Genomic DNA, 19,695 nt, shown 5'->3' with positions numbered 1-19,695 from the left:
CAAAACTTGGCTATGGCACAACAATGACATCACCAGCCTTAAGGAAGAAGTTACCCTCCGAATTTTTGCCTTGAATGATATCCTCATAAGGCACGGGGATCTGAACCTGCTTTGGCTGCCCCTGACCGTTGGGCACAACACGAAGAACATGGATTTTGTTTCTTGAAGCAAACGTTGTAAACCCTCCGGCCAGCGAAATACCTTGCAGCACCGTAGCATAGGACTTTAAAGGTACCTTTCCAGGCTTTGAAACTTCCCCAAGCACATAGACATAATAACTGTTCACTTCTTTGACTTGGACCGAAACCGTGGGATTAGACATGAATTCGGCAAGACCATCGGCAATTCGTTTCGCCAGAACATTTGATGTCATTCCTGCAGCCTGAACATCACCGATCAAAGGCATCGAAATCTTTCCATCTGGACGAATAATCACTTCCCTCGAAAGCTCCTGATTTCGCCACACATTGACAACAAGGACATCCTCAGGTCCCAACAAGAACTCATTTGGTGGAATATACGTGACGTTGAAATCTATCTGCTCGCCGCCGATCCAGCAACCCGAGAGGGTCAGAAGGGAGCTGACAGCAATACATACCCCCCCATGGAACCATCTGCAACCGAAAGTTTTCAATTTCCCAACTCCTTTACCTCGTAGTTCCGAAAACAGTGCCGCGCTGTTGAGCCTTATCTTGATGGCAACACCACCATCGTTTCCGAAGGCACGACTATCTGGTCACCAGGCTTGAGCTCAATGTTTTGATCCGAACCATCTCTGAGCACAATGTCATCGTAACTCGCCTTGATTTTGTTTAACCCTTCGCCATCTTTTCCAAAACGAAACACGACGATCTTGTTGCGCGCTGCCACCTGAGTAAACCCGTGAGCAATCGTGATCGCCTGCAACAGAGTCGTCTTACTTTTCAAGGGATACTTCCCGGGCGCATTCACCTCACCGAGCACATAAATTTGATAGCTATTGACCTCACGGACGAGAATGGAGACGGTGGGATTTTCCATGTAAGACTTTAATCGCGCAGAGATTTCTTCCGTCAACTGCGCCGCTGTTCTTCCCACAGCGGACACATCGCCAATGAGGGGGAGCGATATTCTTCCGTCCGGCCGCACCTGAACCTGTTTAGACAAATCCGCATTCTTCCACACTGTGATTTCGAGCACATCCTCGGGTCCCATAATGTAATCTGGAGTCACTGTAAGGGAAGACTTTTCGGCTCCTTCCCCTCCATGACGCGCACTAGAAGAGGCTGTCGCCGAAGAAGCGGCCGCGATAAGCACAGGCTTGGGCACCTGATCGACCTGATCAGCGAGTGCAACACCGACAAAATTTCCCGAAAGGACAATCGCACTAAGCACAATCATAACATTCATGACTTAATTCTCCTGAGGAAATTCCATCTAGCCACTTACAACAACCGTAAAATTTATTCGGCAGCCCTTCTGCAGAAATCGGTATGACTGTTTGCATCCCAGCAACGAGGAGACACATCACGTGGTCAGACCGGCATGATTTTTGTTTGGACTTTGACTCAAAAATGGAATCGCACTCGCACTAGTGCTTCTGTGGGGCACCAACTCGTTCAGTCAAACTACTTCCCGGACAGGAGGATAAGCCATTGTTTAATTTTATAAATATTCGCACAGACTTTCAGTTAACAGCCAGGGAGGCACCGATCACACACCATACGATTAACGGAGCAAAACGTTGACGAATAGCTAATCAGACCGATCAATGGGTTCGCTAGATGATTAGGAGTATAGAAGTACCAGCCGCGACGAACAATACCAATGATGTACAGATGACTCCCTCAGAAGTATAATTTGACTACCTCGAAAGTATTATGTAGCATTACTAGTAACGCGCACATGCTTTAGGTTATCAGAAACCGATCAATTGTCTAGCGAGATTACGAACCTTACGGAGTATCACCGTGACTCTCAATGCTATCCCCTCTCAGGAACCCGCAGATAATCTGGCCGACCAACGTGCAGGTGCGGGAATTGTCGTGTTGTCTTCTTCAATGCAGTTGTTGCACATGAACCGACAAGCTACCGAATTGTCGAAACTCATCAATATGGCAGAAAACGGAGGCGTACCAGCCAAAGCGGCACAAGGAGTGCTTCCATCAGTTCTTACCGAACTCTGCGCGGAAATTATCAAGGCACTTCAAGTTCGTACTGAAGCGAAAGATTGGGAGCAGTTTGAGGTCAAGCGAATCGCTGGGAACCCTAACCAACCAGTGCTGCTTCGAGGCTTCGGTCTGCCTGATCGTGGCGGAGTCCAATATGCGCGCTTAGTCGTGACGTTGGAAGAATTAGGGCGGCGGCAGAAGCTCGGTACCGACCAGGCTAAAGAACGATTCCAGCTCACGAACAGAGAGCAATCGGTAGTCGAAAACCTCGCGAAGGGGTGGACGAACAAGGAAATTGCGAACGCTCTCAAAATTACCGAACAGACCGTCAAGGAACACATCAAACACATCATGCGGAAAACAAACTCCACCACCCGAACGGGAGTTCTTGTCCAAGTCTTTCGCTCCTAACGTTCAACTCCTCACGGCCACAACCTAGCCGGCAGACGTGTTGGGCATTGCCCCCGCTACGCTAAGGTATCTAGAACCTATCTCAAAATGGTTGTGTCGAAGCACAAACTCCCTATAATGTGCCCGCATGCTGCGCCTGCGCGACGACCAATGGGAGCGGATTCGGGAACACTGTCCCGAGGAACATATTCCCGAAGGCCGTCCCGGACGCAAACCGGTGCCTGCCCGCGCGATTTTGGAAGCCGTGCTCTGGATTCTGAACACCGGCGCCCAGTGGCATCTGCTGCCGCAGTGCTCTCCCAATTACAAGACCGTGCATCGCCGATTTCAGCAGTGGTGCGAACGCGACGTGCTGCGGGAGATTCTCACGCAACTTGCCAATACCTTGCGCGAGGAAGGGGCGATCGACGAGCGTGAACGCTTCATCGATGCCACGTTCGCCATGGCGAAGGGCGGCGGCAAAGAGATCGGGAAAACCCGCCGTGGCAAAGGCGTGAAGATCCTCGCGATTGTCGATCGCCATGGGCTGCCGCTCTCGGTCAGTACGCATGCCGCGAATCATCATGAAGTGACGTTGGTGCAACTCAGTTTCAACTTCTACATGCTGGAAGCCAAGCCGGAACATCTCATTGGCGACCGCGCCTACGACAGCGATGGACTCGATGACGACCTCCGACACGACGGCGTCAACATGATGGCGCCGCACCGCTCCACGCGCAAACGCAAGACTCAAGACGGACGCCAGCTACGGCGCTATCAACGTCGGTGGCTTGTGGAGCGGTTCTTTGCGTGGCTCCAATGGAAGCGACGGCTCCTGGTTCGTTGGGAATATTACGCCACTCATTTTCTGGGGTTTGTGCAGCTCGCCTCGATCACCATGCTCCTGAAGTAATTTTGAGATAGGTTCTAGTCAATCTCTAAACCGTTCGCCTGTAAACACGTACCTCAGCCGACATCACTTCCTCTGAGACGTCATGTGCCCAAAACGGTTGAAACAGGGCCTCTCCTTTGGCTTGATATCCTCCCGCACCCGTAATTTCGAACAGATACGTGACTGAACCAACCCACTTCTACGGGAGACTCCATGTGCCCGCTGGAACAAGCCCTAGCCCGCCACAAAATTCATGAATGAATTCTTGTTCTGAACTGGAGTCCCTGCTGGTCGGCCCAAATCTTTCCTGGCGCCACGGCGCACACGAATCTCCAGTAAACTAGGTCCTGGCGCATGTTTCAACCCGACTACACAGGACTGTAGTTGATCGCGCGTTTCAGCTCGCGACACCTGCCCATAGAAGGCAGCTTGTGCAATCCCAGGAATGTCGACAGTCAGCCCCACCGTCGGCTGCCCACCAACTGAATCATGAGCTCCATTGTTTAAGACAATGTGCTTCAGATTGCGAGGTTTCAACACTCCGGTAATGGCAAGCCCACCCATGTGCATCAGGAGCGCACCGTCCCCATCTAAACAATAAACGGATCGATCAGGCTTTTTGAGCGCCAACCCAAGAGCGATGTGGGAAGCATGCCCCATTCCTCCCACAGTCAAAAAATCCCGGTGATGTCCTTGGTTTTTGCGAGCTCGGTATTCGTACACTTCCCGAGAAGCCATACCGGTCGTGGCGACGACAATGTCGCGATCGCCTAACGCTTCTAGCACGTGCTGAATGGCCTCCTCCCGAGTGAGTTCAAACGTCGCCTTCTCACCGCCTAGCCCCGTAAAGGGTTGGAATGTTCCCTTCTTAATCACTAACGCGAACGGCGCGCTGGCCTTCCGAACGGTGGCCATGGCGCACTCAAGTGTGGCCGCAGAGTCCTCCAATTCCGGCCCCAGGATGGCATAGGGAATTTCCATCGCCTCAAGCATGGCGAGCATGACACGCCCCTGCTTTTTATGTTGAGGCTCATCGTGAATGCCCGGTTCTCCCCGCCAGCCGATGACGAGCAACATAGGAACGGAATAGACTTCGGCGTCAGCCAACGACAACAACGGATTAATGATATTCCCCAACCCAGAGTTCTGCAGGTACACCAGAGGAATCTTCCGCGTTGCGAGGTGGTAGCCGAGTGCGAGAGCAACCGCGCCCCCTTCATTGGCGGTGATGACATGCTGTCCTGCTGGCGGCACAGATTCTAGACAGGCACACAGTTCCTTCAACAGTGAATCCGGCACCCCCGTAAAAAAATCGACATCGTTGTCCTGTAAGCACTCGACAAATTTCTGTGGATCGATCATGCCCTATGTTCTCCAAAGGAATGACTGCACAACGAGCTGATGGTCAGTACCAGCACATCAGTGACCTGCCTCTTTCCAACTCAACCAAAGACTGATCAGGGTCGGCACGCATCAAAAGTTGCCGGCTTGAATCACATCATCAAGACTATTGATATCCAGCCAATGTCCGACGGTGTACAACACCCGAATCGGATAGTCCCGTTTGAGTAACTCCTGAAGCAACTGTGGAATGCTAGCCTTACGATTACCCGGGCGGGCGAGTATCTCCAGGAGAAGTTGATCGACCATCGCAGCTGCGTTGGGAGACAGCTTGAGGAATCCCATCCAGACGCCGTGGATCGAACCAGGGGGAATCGCACTCCCCAGTTGTTTAAGATGGACCTTTGCATTGAATGCCCTCCGTGAATTCGGCAAGGTGCACTCGGCAAACCCACCCAAACGGGCATAACTGGTTTGATCCTGCCAGTTACTGTCGACGAAGATCACACAATCATCCGATTCCTGGCACAACGCCTGCGGGATATACTTATTGAACAACACGTCACCGTAGGAAATGATCGTCGACTGGAAATGTTCCTTCCTCGATTGCAACGCCAGTGACAAGGAGGCCAGCTCACCGTTCTCCGCGAACTCCGCATTATCGACATACGTCAAATTGGGAAGACGCACCGCCTCCTTCTTGTATCCTCGCACCACGAGAATATCTTTGATCCCAACCGCGTTGTAGGCATCGACGATGTGGGACAGAATCGGCCCCCCCTGAACCTTCACCATAGTTTTGGGCTGATCCGCGGTCAATTCCCCCAACTCTTCTCCCCGTGACGCCGCAAGCACCACCGCCAATGTGCCCTCAGCGCCGCGCGGAAGATAGCGTTCCTCTGCCTCCAGTAGTTCCGCGGCATTTTGCAGCCGAAAGATTTCTGACACCGGTGCCACCTTGTCCTCGATGGACAGGAGATTCTCGCTCTCCTTGAGCGCTCGGGCGGTCTTTTGCATCGTCGCCACCGCCGCTCGCAACATGTGATTGGCCCAGATCACCATCGAAAAACCATGTTGGCGAAAGACGTCCGTGGGGGTCGAATAATACTTCGTGGGAACGATGACGACGGGGGAGCGACTACCCCACTCCCGCTTGAAGGCAAGAATCTCATCAGGGACCGAAAGCGCGCTATGAATGAGAATGCCGTCGGCCCCGGCCTGGTGATATGCCTCCGCCCGACGCAACGCCTCAGTCAATCCCCACCCGCAAATGAACGCCTCGACCCGCGCAATGATGCAAAAGTCCGGATCAGTCTGCGCATCCTTGCCGGCTTTGATCTTGCCGCAAAATTCCTGCATGTCCGCCATCGGCTGCGCGTCACCCTTCAGGAAACTGTTTGTCTTAGGAAACAGTTTGTCCTCAATGCACACTGCGGCAATGTTGCGCTGCTCCAGTTTCCGGATCAGACGCTGCATGTTGTTGAAATTCCCATATCCCGTATCTCCATCAAGCAGGATCGGCACCTTCGTAGCATCGGACATGAACTCCAGATCTTCCAGCACCTGCGTCCAACTGGCCTCATTATTGTCGCGCACCCCAAACTGGGCCGAGATAGATAGCCCGCTGGCCCAGATCCCAGCAAAGCCTGCCTCCTCTACAATTTTTGCGCTCAGGCCATTGTGCGCTTCACAAATGAACTCCAGCTGCTCAGACTGAAGCAGCGTGCGAAATTGACGAGTTTTGGTCAGCGGTTGTCTCAAATTCATGTGCGGAGGAACCTTTCCTCAATGGATGTCTGGACTCTTGACCCGACGGAACAGGTGCCTGTGCCGAGATGGCGAGTGTAGTGTATCGTTCTGACCCTTCAGCTTTTGGAACCACTCACGAAGGAGGCGAGGCTCCTTGCTGCCCCACACGCGCACCATACAGTCACCGCCAAAGATTCTCTAGGGAGTATTACACCAAGCCGCCCTCGACCTGCTAGTGTCCTGTCTCTGAAGTTCGTGGAATAAGTTGTGCATCGCTGGTGTCCTCAGGTATCGAAGGGAGGACGCCATGCGAACTGGACGACCGACAGCTCCGCTGACCTTGACGACGACCGAACGAGAGACCTTGCAGCAGTGGACGCGCCGCCAGAAAACCGCTCAGGCATTGGCGCAACGGGCCCGGATTATTCTGACCTGTGCCGATGGGCAGACGAATCTCGCCGTCGCCCGTGCCGTCCGTGTGGCGCCGCAAACGGTCTGCAAATGGCGGCAGCGCTTTATGACCCACCGCCTCGATGGGCTGCTGGATGAGCCCCGCCCCGGCGCACCACGCACGGTGACGGATGCGGCCGTGGAACGGATTGTCACCCAGACCCTGGAGATGAGGCCCACCCACGCGACGCACTGGAGTACCCGCGCCATGGCGCAAACGAGCGGGGTGAGCCGCAGTACGGTGCAGCGCATCTGGCGGGCCTTCGGCCTGCAGCCGCATCGTACGGAGACGTTCAAACTGTCGGCCGATCCCCTGTTTGTCGAGAAGGTGCGCGATATTGTGGGACTCTATCTGCAGCCCCCAGACAAAGCGCTGGTCTTGTGCGTGGATGAGAACGCCCAGATTCAAGCCCTGGACCGTACGCGCCCCCTGCTGCCGATGCGCCCGGGACAGGTCGAGCGTCGGACGCATGATTACCACCGCCATGGCACGACCTCGCTCTTCGCCGCCTTGGAAGTCAAAACCGGCCGCGTCATTGGGCAACTCCATCAACGGCATCGGGCGCAGGAGTTCCGACAGTTCCTCGACACGATTGAAGCGAATGTCCCCGCGCAGTTGGACGTGCATCTGATCCTCGACAACTATGGGACGCATAAAACGGCCTTGATCCGCCGATGGTTGCTGAAGCGGCCGCGCTTCCATCTGCACTTCACGCCTACCAGCGCCTCCTGGATCAATCTGGTCGAGCGCTGGTTTGCGCTGCTCACCGAACGCCAACTGCGCCGGGGCGTGCACCCTAGTGTCCGAGCCCTCAAGGCTGCCATCCGGCACTACATCACAGTCACCAATACACACCCCAAACCCTTCACATGGACCAAGACCGCCGACGACATCCTGGCCAGCATGGCCCGATTTTGTCAGCGAACTTCAGAGACAGGACACTAGATGGCAAGGCTCCCCATTTCAGCACTTTCCTGGTCCAGGTCACTTCCCCAGTCTTCGGCGTGTTTCCACCAGGAGCGTCTCGCTCGGTGCCATTGGGATGAAGTCGCCGCTCAGCTTTCGTGTTCTATTCCACACAGTGGAATATTATTGAGACAGGCCCCGCACAAAACTCGCAGGTATCACTCAATCTTTCAATGCCTTATAAAACTGCACTCCTGGTCCGACATTTGCTCAACTTGTAGGAAGAACAGGGGCTCTCGATTCCACACTCCGGAAAGGACTCAATCAGATGCGGAAGGGGATTACCAGTCTAGTCGGGATCCTGGTCCTCGCGCTCACGACCGTCGGGTGCCAGTCCAGCCCGATGACAACCCCCGTTCGCTACGACAACGTTCGGTTCATGGACGTCTGGAGCACCTATACACATTGCCTCTCGACCGACGAAACTCAGACCGCACTTCTGGATGCGAGCAAGTTGCACGACGTGAGCATGGCTCAACTTCCCCATTCACCGCTCGACAATTTGCTGCCGACGAAATTGAAGTCTATGGTCAGCCAACCTGCTTCGCGCCTGGCGGTTGATATTCAGGCTATGGCGGCGTCATGCAGCCTGCATGCGGGAGACTTGGCACTGTCCGCTGGAGAATCAGATCTGGCAATGGACCAATTTCGCGAGGTGTTGAACAGCCATGCGGGCCCCGACTACTCCTACTACACAGCACAAGCAAGGGAGCGGCTCTCGCATCTCGCACTTACCCTGCAGGCGGCACTTCATTAGGCCGTTGTCTGCCGAATTTTCATCCTACGTGCCCGTCCTCTCGCCCGAAACCAGTTCCTGAAACAGCTGGATATAGATCGACGCAGAGCGGGTCCATGACAGATCCTGCTCCATCCCCGCTTTGATGAGACGCTGCCAGTCTGCCTTTTTCCGGTAGACAGAGAGCGCCAGCAGAACAGCCGTCAATAGGGACGTCGAGTTGGTATCTGTAAACGTGAACCCAGTCGCTCGCGACTCTTGTAAGCTGGTCGGCGTGTAGCCCACCACCGTATCGGCCAAGCCACCGGTCTTTCTCACGATGGGCACGGTTCCATAACGTAGACTGTAGAGCTGACTCAGGCCGCATGGCTCATAACGAGACGGCATGAGAAACATGTCGGCGCCGCCTTCAATGCGATGAGCTAATCCTTCATCAAACACATTGCGCACGGTCACTCGACCAGGATACCGCTCCCCCAGTTCACGCACCTGTCGTTCATAGAGTGGATCACCCGTCCCGAGAATCACGATCTGAACGTTGAGCGCCATCAGTTCCGGCACAATATCGATAACCAGATCAATGCCTTTCTGACTGGTCAGTCTCGCGATCACGGCCAAAAGCGGACCCTTGAGCACGCGAAGCCCGAGTTCGCGCTGAAGCGCCTGCTTACAACGAAGCTTTCCGGTCAGGTCGGAGGAAGTGTACGGCGCCGGCAGATAGTGGTCGGTCATCGGGTCCCACAGATCCGCATCAATGCCATTGACGATCCCGGACAATACCGATTTTCGCTCGGTGATCACCCCTTCCAGGCCACACCCGTATTCAGCGGTCTGAATCTCCTGACTGTAGGTCGGACTCACCGTGGTCAGACGATCGGCAAACACCAGCCCCCCCTTCAACACATTCACCCGCCCGTAAAACTCAAGCGCAGCAGGCGTAAACAGACTGCCGAGTAGTCCCGTCACAGGAAACTGTTCTGCAGGAAACAATCCTTGATAGCCCAGATTGTGAATCGTCAATACGCTTCGAGTCCGACTGAGCGAGGGCTGCTCGTGATACAGGTTCCGCAGATAGACGGCACAGAGTGCCGCCTGCCAGTCGTGAAGATGCAACACATCCGTTTGCCACTGTTCCGTGCGATGGAGATGCAGCAGCAGTTCCATCACACTTCGGCAAAACAGCACAAACCGCTCGAGGTTGTCCGGATAATCACGGCCGGCCTCCTGATACAGACCAGGCCTCGAGAAAAACGGATCATGCCGAACTAAGAAGATACGCAAGCGCCCGGGACCCGAAACCCGCAGCGCAGGAATGAACACCTCTTGAATGCGAGGGTCAAGCATCCCGTCCCCGATGGCAATCGACAGGGTACAGAGATCAGCCATCTCATAACCGAGCGCATCTACCTGGCGATAGGCGGGCAATACCACGGCGACATCGTGCCCGAGCGAGGCACACGCAACGGCGAGCGCACCGACGACATCCGCCAGGCCACCGGTTTTGGCCAGGGGGACGACTTCCGACGCAACCATGCAGATTTTGAGAGGACGTTGAGGAAACGTGGATTCCATAAGCAGTGGCGGACCTATTTCAGGCCGGGCGACGATTCCAGTCGCGTCTTGAACTGCGACTCGTACTTCCAGGTCTTCCCGACTGCATGCACCTTCTCGGCTGTCATGGCCTCATAGTAGACGAGCACACCCTCGAGAAACACCAGGTAGTAGCCGCGATCGGCGTAGGCGAGGAACAACGCATCGCCGGCAGCCAATCCCGTTTCCCACCCCTGCGGGGACTCGCCAAGCGCGAGACGTGCCTGAGGAATCAATCGTCCGTCCTGCATCCCGAAAAAGTGCGTGAACTGCTGGTGCGTGTACGTGGGCTCGCCCCAGGTTTCCACAAAGGCCCTTGGCGTCAGTTGCTGAATCCGAAAGTCGCCCGATCGGACTAGCTGCTTTTGATGATCGAGAGGCGGCATGCTCGAACAGGCCACAGAGACCAGGCCAAGCCACATCCACACACCCACACCGATCAGTCGACGGATGCTCATCTGCTGCGCCTCCCCTGTCGCTTGCTGACGACCATTGCCGAGGCGATTACAGCAATCGCCTGGAACGCGGCTCCACCGGCTTCACGGGCTGACAGAGATCGCACTGGCATAACCGGCGAAGAAATGCATAGGAATAGATCCCCGTGTCGTGCCCATCACTCCACGTAATCTGAAACGCGTACCGTCCGACAGGCTGAATATCCTGCAGCATGATGAGCATCGGCACATCATCCGGCTTTAGTCGCAGTTCTCCGGTCCATTCGTCGGTACAGGCGGCGCAAGGGCAATGCTGCCGAAGATACCGGACCGGATAACGGGCTTTGTGGCCGTCACTCCACGTGATACTCAACACGCCCTTGTCCACCCACTCCATGTCCGTGGGTTCGAGAACCAATGCACTCATACCGATCACTGCCCCCTCATGCCGAGACCTGACGAACCCCCTTGTGTCCATCGTTGTGTGATTCGCTCAGGCGGAACCTCCGCCGGTGAGGAAATCGACCGGCGGCAATCGCCGCCCCGCCACCACGGTGACATAACTCTCGATCACCGACTCCACCTCGGCCCGCACCTGACCGGCCGCGTGCAACCGGCTCAGCAAGGCAGGCTGAATCTGTAACGCCTGATGAAGAAACGCGACACTCCCGCGGGACAAGACCGTACATCGAAACGGCTGACGACTCGCACACCGTTCGCACACCATCCCTCCAGCCAATGGGGAGAATTGCGGGAGCGGCCCCTGACGGACCTGCCCGCAGGTGGCACATTGCTCAGTCTGCGGTCGAAATCCGGTCATGCCCAGCAAACGGATCTGAAACAACAACGTCGTCCACGCCGCATCGCGACTATCCAACAGCATGCGCAACCCGGACGCCAACATGTCGAAGACACGAGGCTCCGTATCGCCTTCCGCCATCACGGCATTGACCAGGTTGACCATGCGGCCGGCCGCGGTCATCAACGTGAGATCGTCACGAAACCTTGAGAACGGCTCATCGATGGTCACCTGCGAAATCCGGTAGAGCGAGTCGCCGGGCTTTTCGAACAAATCGAGCTGACAGAGCGTAAACGGCTCAATCATACCACCCAACCGGCTTTTCAGCCGGCGCGCACCCCGCGCAACCCCTCGAAGTTTGCCAAATCGCATGGTGTAGAACGTGACGATCCGATCGGCATCGCCCCACTTCCGGCTATGCAGCACGATCGCGGCCGTCTTTACCAGCGGCATGTCACCACCCTGCGTCGAGGAGTAGCCGGAACCGAGAAGTTCGACATCGCATCGTTATCGAATCTGCTCGAGGAAGATCGTCGCCAGCGTGAGATAAATGGCAATACCGGTGATATCGTTGGCCGTCGTCACAAACGGTCCGGCCGCAACGGCGGGATCGACGCCCATTCGTTTCAACACGATCGGCATCACCGTAGCCATGCTCGTCGAGACGAGGAATGCCGTAATGAGAGACACGCCCACCACCATCCCAAGAAACACCTGGTGCCATAACCACCCGACAATCGTCAGCATCAGACTGCAGGCGATGCCCATCAGGAAGGCGATCTTCGCTTCACGAAAGAAAATCTTCCAGACATCAGTCAGTTCGACCATGCCGGTCGCCAGACCGCGGATGATGAGCGTGGATGACTGGAGACCGACGTTGCCGCCCATGGCCGCAATGACCGGGATAAAGCTGACAATGGCCACGACTTCCTGAATCGTGTAGCGGAACAACCAGAGCAGCATGCCGGACAACAAACTTCCGACGAGATTGGTAAACAACCAGGGGAGACGAACCCGGGCCGCGACCATGCTGGAAGACTTGAACATCGAGTCCTCCTCAATGGCCCCGGCCATCTTCAACATGTCCTCGGTGGCTTCCTCCCGGATGACGTCGACCACGTCGTCCACCGTGATGATCCCGACCAATTTCCCGTCCCGCTCCACGACCGGAATGGCCAGCAGGTTATAACTCGCCACCTGGCGCGAGACCTCCTCCTGATCCATGTCCACGGCCACACTGATCAGGTCACGGGTCATAATGTTCTTGAGCGGGGTCGCGGGCGGAACGGTCAATAACTGACGCAGCGACAGCACTCCGACCAGCCGGTCGTCCTTGTCCGTCACGTAGATGTAAAACACCATCTCCGCATCGGTCGCCTGCTGCAGGCGGCGAATGGCTTCCTGCGCGGTGGCATCTTCCGAGAGGGCGAAAAACTCCGTGGTCATGATGCCGCCGGCCGTCCCCTTCGGATACTTCAAGAGGTCGGCAATTTCGGTGGAGTCCTCCGTCCGCATCAGCGCCAAGATGTCCTTCGCGCGATCGTTGGGAATCACACTCAAAATGTGGGCGATATCGTCGGAACCGAGATCCTTGAGCAGCCAGGCGGCATCGGAAGGCAGCAAATCGGACAACACCAGCGTGATGCTCTCGCCGTCCAACTCGCTGAGCACCTGGCCGCGTTTGACGTCTCCGCGCACCAATTCGAAGATTTCACGTTTTTCTTTTAACGACGAGAGGTGGTCGATGACATTCGCAATGTCCGCCGGATGCATCCGCGCCAACATCTTCGCCAAATTCGTGATGGCACCGCGGCGCAGGAGCCGTTGAATGGACACCAGACGCGCGTCGGACTTCGATTGACCGCTGACGACGGCTTCCCGAGACACATCTTTCCCGAGCGGCTCCTTGTCGGGAAGTCGCGCCGGTTCCGACGGTTGGATAGTGAGATCGTTAATAGCCAAGCTCCGCGAGGGTTTGCTCGTCCTCTCGCCACGATTCGCGCACCTTCACCCACACCTTTAAAAATACCTTCATCCCGAACAGCCGTTCCATATCTTCCCGTGCCGCCGTCCCCACCTGCTTAAGCCGCTCTCCGTGCTTGCCGATCAGAATGCCCTTCTGCGACTCTTTTTCAACCAGCACGACGGCACCGATCTTGATCAGCTTCTTCGTCTCCACAAACTTTTCGATTTCAACCGCCACCGAATGGGGAATCTCCTCATACGTCTGCTGCAGGATCTTCTCTCGCACCAGCTCGGCCGCCAACGTCCGCATCGACTGATCCGTAATCACGTCTTCACCGTACGTCCCCTCTCCCTCCTCCAGCAGTGACACGGTGACCGTCAACAACCGATCCGTATTATCGGCGGTCTGGGCCGACACCGGCACAATCTCCGTCCAGGGGAAGATCCGCAGGTACTGCTCCATCAAGGGAAGCAATCGCGCCTTGTTCACCAGATCGACCTTATTGATCACCAACACCACCGGACGCGCCTGTTTGGCGACCGCCTGTTTCACGTGCTCGATCACGGCCAAATCACCTGGCCCCGGCTGGGCCGTGGCTTCGACGACGACGTACAACACATCGGCATCGTCAAAGGTATCCAGCGTCGTACGCACCATGCGGCGGTTCAACAAATGGCGCGGCTCGTGGAATCCGGGTGTGTCGAGAAAGACGATCTGCGCACCGTCCACATGGGCCACTCCCAGGATTCGCGTCCTGGTCGTTTGCGGCTTGTCGGACACGATCGCAATCTTTTCTTTCAAGAGGCGATTCAAGAGCGTGGATTTCCCCACGTTTGACCGCCCAATGATCGCCACACTGCCGAACTTCATGGTGTTCTGACGGTCGAAGGCCGTTCCTTTTCTCCGTTCGGTGCCATTTGATACACGGTCTCTCCCCTCCGCACATACCCCAATCGCTCTCGAGCCAACTCCTCGATCCGTGTCGAATCGTACTGCACACGGTCGAGATCGGCCCGCAGCTCGCCATTCAATCGCTGCAAATCAGCCAGCTCCTGATCCAGTTGCTCCGCATGCTCGCGCAAATGCATGTACCGCGGAATACCCATCTCACCGAACAGCAGCGCGCCCATCATGAAGACCAGCGCTCCGAGCCCCACCCACTTCCCGGCAGAGCACACCTTCCGCTGCCAATCCAGCCAGTCACGCCCACGGTTCGGCTTAATGATCACGTTGGTTATGCCCTCGATGGAACAGCCGCACGACCCCGATAGACGGCCGCGGCACCCAGCTCATCCTCGATGCGAAGCAGCTGATTGTATTTTGCCACACGGTCCGTCCTGGACAACGATCCCGTTTTAATCAAGCCACTGTTCGTCGCGACGGCCACATCCGCAATCGTCGTATCTTCCGTTTCGCCTGAGCGATGCGAAATGATCGCCGTGTAGCCGGAGCGCTTCGCGAGTTCGATGGCATCCAACGTCTCCGTCAGCGTCCCGATCTGATTCAGTTTAATCAAAATGGAATTCCCAATCCCCTCGGCAATTCCCTTGGCAAAAATATCCACGTTGGTCACAAAAATGTCGTCCCCGACCAACTGCACGCGTGTGCCAAGTTTTTCCGTCAGAATCTTCCAACCCTTCCAATCTAATTCGCTCAAGCCGTCCTCGATCGACAGAATCGGGTACCGGTCCAGCAGTTTCCCGTAGTACGACACCATTTCCTCCGAAGAGCGCTCCGGATTCTTTTCTGCCTCCAGCCGATACCGGCCCTTCTCGTAGAGCTCGCTGGCGGCACAATCCAAGGCCAGGGCAATGTCCTGGCCGGGGCGATAACCTGCGGCTTCAATCGCTTCCATGATCAAGGCCAAGGCTTCTTCGTTCGATTGCAGGTCCGGCGCAAATCCACCCTCATCACCCACCGCCGTATTCAATCCCTTCTTCTTCAGAAGGGACTTCAGCGTATGGAACACCTCGGTCGCCATGCGCAAGGCGTCACTGAAGCGGGGAGCCCCCACCGGCATGATCATAAACTCCTGCAGATCCAGCCGATTGTCGGCATGCGCCCCGCCGTTGATGATGTTCATAAGCGGCACCGGCAACACCCGCGCATTCGTTCCGCCCAGGTACCGGTACAACGGCTGGCCGGTCTCATTTGCCGCAGCCTTAGCCACCGCCAACGACACCCCGAGAATGGCATTCGCGCCCAGCTTGCCTTTGGTCTTCGTGCCGTCGAGCGCAATCATTTCGTGATCGACCGCAGCCTGATCCAACGCCTCCATACCCAACAAGCGCGGCGCAATGGTCTTGCTGACATTCACCACCGCTTTGGAGACACCCTTTCCCATCCAACGCTTCTTGTCTCCGTCGCGCAACTCGATCGCTTCTTTTTCGCCGGTTGAGGCACCCGAGGGCACTGCCGCCCGCCCATGCGCACCACTCTCCAAAAGCACCTCGACCTCTACCGTGGGATTGCCTCGTGAATCGATGATCTGCCGCGCCTTCACGTTTCTGATTCCGCTCATGCTCGTATTCTCCTCCAAATACGCCCACTACATCATCACTGCTGTCATCTGATCGCCCGTCACATCGGCACCGCGCTCACCCCAGCATCTTTTTCAACAGCTCATTCACCTTGCCCGGATTGGCCTTGCCACCGGACGCCTTCATAACCTGTCCGACGAGAAACCCCAGCACCTGCTGTTTGCCTTCTTTAAACTGAGCCACCTGAGCAGGGTTTTTCTTCAAGACTTCCTCAATAATCGTCGACAAGGCCCCCTCGTCAGACACCTGCGTGAGACCCTTGTCCTGAACAATCTGCGCCGGCGCCTTGCCGGAGGCATACACATCCGGGAATATATCTCTGGCCACCTTCAGGCTCACGACACCCTGATCAACCAACGTCAGCAGGTCAACCAGTCGTTCGGGCGTGACAGGCGAAGCGTCCGCCTCAATGCCGGCCTGATTCAACTCACGCAACAACTCGCCCATCACCCAATTGCTGACCGTCTTAGGATGGGGGTACAGCGCGACGCAGGCATCGAAGTACACCGACAAGGCTTTGCTGGAAGTCAGGATACCGGCGTCATATTCGGGAATGCCGTACTCGCGAGTAAACCGCTCCTGCTTCGCCGCGGCCAATTCCGGCAACTCCTTGCGCAACTGCTCGATCCGTTCAGACGAGATCTCCAGCGGCACCAGGTCAGGGTCAGGAAAATATCGGTAGTCATGCGCCTCCTCCTTGCTGCGCATCACCGCCGTTTCACCACGTTCGTGATTCCAGAGCCTGGTTTCCTGGTAGATCTTCCCCCCCTCAGTCAGCACCTTGGTTTGCCGTTTGATTTCGTAATCAACCGCATCCTTCACGAACTTGAACGAGTTGATGTTCTTCAACTCCACTTTGGTGCCATAGGCCGTCTGTCCGACAGGACGGAGCGAGAGATTCGGCTCGCACCGGAAACTGCCCTCCTCCATGTTGCCATCGCAGACATCGAGATACATCAGGAGCTCGCGCAAGGCCTTCAGGTATGCCACCACCTCTTCGGACGAACTCAAATCCGGCTCGGTGACGATCTCCAGCAGTGGCGTTCCGGCCCGGTTCAGGTCCACAAGGCTCATGCCGCTGTCGGCCTCATGCAGATTCTTTCCGGCATCTTCTTCCAAGTGGGCCCGCCGGATACGCACACGCTTACGAGCCCCGCCCGCAACGATCTCAAGCCACCCGTGCTCGCAGATCGGCGCCTCATATTGGGAAATCTGATAGCCCTTCGGCAAATCCGGGTAAAAGTAGTTTTTGCGCGCAAATCGGTTCCGCATGCCGATCGTCCCGTTCATCGCCAGTCCGGCGCGCACCGCCATCTCCACAGCCTTGTCATTGATCACCGGCAGGCTTCCGGGTAATCCCAGGCAGACGGGGCAGGTCTGTGAATTGGCCGTTCGACCGAACGTGGTTCCGCAAGGACAGAACAACTTCGACTGCGTGCGCAACTGCGCATGCACTTCCACACCGATGACGACTTCGTAGGCCACGCTCAACCCTGCTCTCCCTTGGTGAACTGCTCCCGCTCCCGCCGCATGGCGTCACGCCCCGCATCGAAGGCCTCGCGCAACACGGTTTTTTTCGATTCAATAAAGTCACGGCCTTCTTCCACCGCGCCTTCAAACCGCTCACCGGCATCCTCGACCAGATCCCGAAGCCCGTCCTCCGCCCGCCGCGCGTAGCCACGCAACAGATCCCGCGACTCCTGCCCGGTACGCGGCGTCAACAGGATGGCCGCCACCGCGCCCAGCGCGGCGCCACTCAAGAATCCCAACAACACTGCCGCCGATGATGGACCATGATGATTATCCGCCATTGTGATGTCCTCCCTCTTTGAAACGTTCCGTGACGACCTGTTTCGCCGCACGAAGCCCGGCCACCACGCTGGCCACATTCGCCAACAATGTCCCGCCGGAGCCTCGCACCAAACTATGCATGTGATTGACCGACTCGCCGACCTCTCCCACCGCGTGCAGCAACACAGCGGCATGTTCGACCCCGCCGCGGGCCTGCTCCGTCAGGTCGTTCAAGTTTTGACTCATCGCCCGGAGCTCCGTCACCAGCGTCGGCAGGTCCGCATTGAGCTTGGTGACGAGCGTCTCGGCTTCCGCAACCGTCTTGCGCACTTGAATCAAGAGCGGCACCAGATACCCGACCAGCACCGCAAAGGCAATCGCCACGAGAATAGCGGCAACTTCGACAATCATAGGGACTCCCTTATCAGGCCGACCGAACCACAGGCTTTTTGGCCCGCCAGTTGGTAGCCTGCTCGTAGGCATGGGCCCCGCGCAACAGGGTTTCCTCTTCAAACGGCCGTCCGATGAGCTGCAACCCGATCGGCAGCCCGGCCTTACTGAATCCGCAGGGCAACGAAATAGCGGGCAGACCGGCCAGATTCGCCGAGATCGTGTAGATATCAGACAGATACATCTGCAACGGATCTTGAGACTTTTCGCCGAACTTGAAGGCCGTGGTCGGAGTCACCGGCGTCACGATCAGATCGACGTTTTCAAATGCCGACTCGAACTCCCGCCGAATCAGCGTCCGCACCGCCTGCGCTTTTCCGTAATAGGCATCGTAGTAGCCAGCGCTCAACACATAGGTCCCGAGCATGATCCGGCGTTTCACCTCCGCCCCGAATCCCTCCGCCCTGGTCCGCAAATACATATCCAACAAATCTTTGCTCTCTTCGGCTCTCCGCCCGAACCTCACCCCGTCGTAACGGGCCAGATTCGAACTGGCTTCTGCGGTCGCAATGACATAGTAGGTCGCAACCGCCGCATCCGTCGTCGGCAACTTGATCTCGCGGATGTCCGCGCCAAGTTCCCGCAGCCCTTCGATGGCCGTGCGAACAGCCTGGTCCACTTCAGGCTCGAGGCCGTCGGCAAAGTATTCTGCTGGCACGCCCACCTTGAGGCGCTTCAAATCTTTTCGCCGCAAGGCCTTGAGATAATCCGGAACCGGCACGTTGGCCGAGGTCGAATCTCGAGGATCATGGCCGGCAATCGCGCCCAAGAGGATCGCCGCATCCGTCACATCTTTCGTGATGGGCCCGATCTGATCCAGGGAAGAGGCAAACGCCACCAGTCCGTAGCGGGACACCCGGCCATAGGTCGGTTTCAGTCCGACGACGCCACAAAACGCCGCCGGTTGACGAATCGACCCTCCGGTATCTGAACCCAACGCCGCCACACATTCATCCGCCGCCACTGCGGCTGCCGAGCCGCCGCTCGATCCACCCGGAACGGTCTGAACATTCCAGGGATTCCGGCTGGCCCCGAACGCCGAATTTTCGGTGGACGAGCCCATTGCGAATTCGTCCAGATTCGTTTTCCCGAGCAACAGATAGTTCTGTGCGCGCAATTTAGCGACCACCGTCGCGTCGTAGGGCGGCACAAAGGTCTCCAACATCCGCGACGCGCAAGTCGTGCGTACCCCTTCCGTGCAGATATTGTCCTTCACCGCGAGCGGCATGCCCATCATCGGCGTGGTTTTGCGCCACCCCTTCAACGCCTGATCAAGACGTTCCGCCTGCGCGACCGCCGCATCCTTGCATTGCGTCAGATACGCGTTCACCTTGGGCTCGACATGCGCCACCCGCAAAAAGTAGGCGCGTACAATTTCCGTGGCCGTCACATCACCGGCGGTAAACCGCCGCTGCAACTCCGCCAGCGTCAACTTATGTATCGACATCAA

20 protein-coding genes are annotated in these 19,695 nt (G+C 56.7%); 4 read left to right on the top strand and 16 right to left on the bottom strand.

Translation table 11 applies throughout. The features are described 5' to 3' along the window. Positions 1-10: 10 nt before the first annotated feature. Both KJA79_RS11605 and KJA79_RS11600 read right to left on the bottom strand, forming a co-directional pair. On the bottom strand, positions 11-634 hold the full coding sequence (locus KJA79_RS11605) for a polysaccharide biosynthesis/export family protein (protein WP_213042214.1): 624 nt from the start codon (positions 632-634) through the stop codon (positions 11-13). 53 nt (positions 635-687) lie between these two features. After that, positions 688-1,389 carry a polysaccharide biosynthesis/export family protein gene (locus KJA79_RS11600; RefSeq protein WP_213042213.1) on the bottom strand — a complete coding sequence of 234 codons (702 nt, stop codon included), beginning with the start codon at positions 1,387-1,389 and terminating at the stop codon, positions 688-690. Positions 1,390-1,949: 560 nt separating this feature from the next. On the opposite strand from KJA79_RS11600, the gene KJA79_RS11595 reads away from it, so the two are divergent. Both KJA79_RS11595 and KJA79_RS11590 read left to right on the top strand, forming a co-directional pair. Next, positions 1,950-2,561, top strand: a complete 612-nt coding sequence (locus KJA79_RS11595; protein WP_213042212.1) for a response regulator transcription factor — start codon at positions 1,950-1,952, stop codon at positions 2,559-2,561. Positions 2,562-2,688: 127 nt separating this feature from the next. Then, the gene (locus tag KJA79_RS11590; RefSeq protein ID WP_213042211.1) at positions 2,689-3,453 is read left to right on the top strand and encodes an IS5 family transposase; all 765 of its coding nucleotides are present in this window, start codon (positions 2,689-2,691) and stop codon (positions 3,451-3,453) included. Between the two features lie 213 nt (positions 3,454-3,666). Here the strand turns inward: KJA79_RS11590 and aepY are convergent, their stop codons facing one another. Continuing rightward, a complete protein-coding gene (gene aepY / locus KJA79_RS11585) occupies positions 3,667-4,794 on the bottom strand; it encodes a phosphonopyruvate decarboxylase (protein ID WP_213042210.1) in 1,128 nt (375 codons plus the stop codon). A 111-nt stretch (positions 4,795-4,905) separates the two neighbouring features. Continuing rightward, complete coding sequence (gene aepX / locus KJA79_RS11580) at positions 4,906-6,540, bottom strand: phosphoenolpyruvate mutase (RefSeq protein ID WP_213042209.1); 1,635 nt, start codon at positions 6,538-6,540, stop codon at positions 4,906-4,908. Between the two features lie 289 nt (positions 6,541-6,829). Here aepX and KJA79_RS11575 point away from each other — a divergent pair, with 289 nt between their 5' ends. Further along, positions 6,830-7,918 (top strand): IS630 family transposase, encoded by a 1,089-nt coding sequence (locus tag KJA79_RS11575; protein WP_213042208.1) that lies wholly within the window; start codon positions 6,830-6,832, stop codon positions 7,916-7,918. Positions 7,919-8,207: 289 nt separating this feature from the next. Then, positions 8,208-8,696, top strand: coding sequence for a hypothetical protein (locus KJA79_RS11570; protein ID WP_213042207.1), 489 nt, complete (start codon positions 8,208-8,210; stop codon positions 8,694-8,696). Between the two features lie 24 nt (positions 8,697-8,720). Here the strand turns inward: KJA79_RS11570 and glgA are convergent, their stop codons facing one another. From glgA to gatA, 12 genes are all read right to left on the bottom strand, one after another. Further along, positions 8,721-10,208, bottom strand: a complete 1,488-nt coding sequence (glgA, locus tag KJA79_RS11565; RefSeq protein WP_213042206.1) for a glycogen synthase GlgA — start codon at positions 10,206-10,208, stop codon at positions 8,721-8,723. A 53-nt stretch (positions 10,209-10,261) separates the two neighbouring features. Then, positions 10,262-10,723 carry a hypothetical protein gene (locus KJA79_RS11560; RefSeq protein WP_213042205.1) on the bottom strand — a complete coding sequence of 154 codons (462 nt, stop codon included), beginning with the start codon at positions 10,721-10,723 and terminating at the stop codon, positions 10,262-10,264. 46 nt (positions 10,724-10,769) lie between these two features. Then, on the bottom strand, positions 10,770-11,126 hold the full coding sequence (locus KJA79_RS11555) for a gamma-butyrobetaine hydroxylase family protein (RefSeq protein ID WP_213042204.1): 357 nt from the start codon (positions 11,124-11,126) through the stop codon (positions 10,770-10,772). Between the two features lie 66 nt (positions 11,127-11,192). Beyond that, a complete protein-coding gene (recO, locus tag KJA79_RS11550; protein ID WP_213042203.1) occupies positions 11,193-11,951 on the bottom strand; it encodes a DNA repair protein RecO in 759 nt (252 codons plus the stop codon). A 54-nt stretch (positions 11,952-12,005) separates the two neighbouring features. Further along, complete coding sequence (mgtE, locus tag KJA79_RS11545; protein ID WP_246507605.1) at positions 12,006-13,460, bottom strand: magnesium transporter; 1,455 nt, start codon at positions 13,458-13,460, stop codon at positions 12,006-12,008. Beyond that, entirely contained in the window at positions 13,450-14,334 is an 885-nt protein-coding gene (era, locus tag KJA79_RS11540) for a GTPase Era (RefSeq protein ID WP_213042202.1), read from the bottom strand. Before era ends, mgtE begins: the two co-directional genes overlap by 11 nt. Next, a complete protein-coding gene (locus KJA79_RS11535) occupies positions 14,331-14,693 on the bottom strand; it encodes an FtsB family cell division protein (protein ID WP_213042201.1) in 363 nt (120 codons plus the stop codon). Before KJA79_RS11535 ends, era begins: the two co-directional genes overlap by 4 nt. A gap of 5 nt (positions 14,694-14,698) precedes the next feature. Beyond that, positions 14,699-15,985, bottom strand: a complete 1,287-nt coding sequence (gene eno, locus KJA79_RS11530; protein WP_213042200.1) for a phosphopyruvate hydratase — start codon at positions 15,983-15,985, stop codon at positions 14,699-14,701. 76 nt (positions 15,986-16,061) lie between these two features. After that, positions 16,062-17,489: an Asp-tRNA(Asn)/Glu-tRNA(Gln) amidotransferase subunit GatB gene (gene gatB, locus KJA79_RS11525; RefSeq protein WP_213042199.1), complete on the bottom strand. Its 1,428-nt coding sequence runs from the start codon at positions 17,487-17,489 to the stop codon at positions 16,062-16,064. A gap of 2 nt (positions 17,490-17,491) precedes the next feature. Next, positions 17,492-17,815, bottom strand: coding sequence for a YtxH domain-containing protein (locus tag KJA79_RS11520; protein WP_213042198.1), 324 nt, complete (start codon positions 17,813-17,815; stop codon positions 17,492-17,494). Beyond that, positions 17,805-18,206, bottom strand: a complete 402-nt coding sequence (locus tag KJA79_RS11515; protein ID WP_213042197.1) for a DUF948 domain-containing protein — start codon at positions 18,204-18,206, stop codon at positions 17,805-17,807. The genes KJA79_RS11520 and KJA79_RS11515 overlap by 11 nt, the downstream gene beginning before the upstream one ends. Positions 18,207-18,219: 13 nt before the next feature. Further along, positions 18,220-19,692 carry an Asp-tRNA(Asn)/Glu-tRNA(Gln) amidotransferase subunit GatA gene (gatA, locus tag KJA79_RS11510; protein ID WP_246507602.1) on the bottom strand — a complete coding sequence of 491 codons (1,473 nt, stop codon included), beginning with the start codon at positions 19,690-19,692 and terminating at the stop codon, positions 18,220-18,222. Positions 19,693-19,695 lie beyond the last annotated feature (3 nt).

This window comes from Nitrospira defluvii (assembly GCF_905220995.1).
Lineage (GTDB): Bacteria > Nitrospirota > Nitrospiria > Nitrospirales > Nitrospiraceae > Nitrospira_A > Nitrospira_A defluvii_C.
This window is presented reverse-complemented; position numbering and strand designations above follow the sequence as displayed.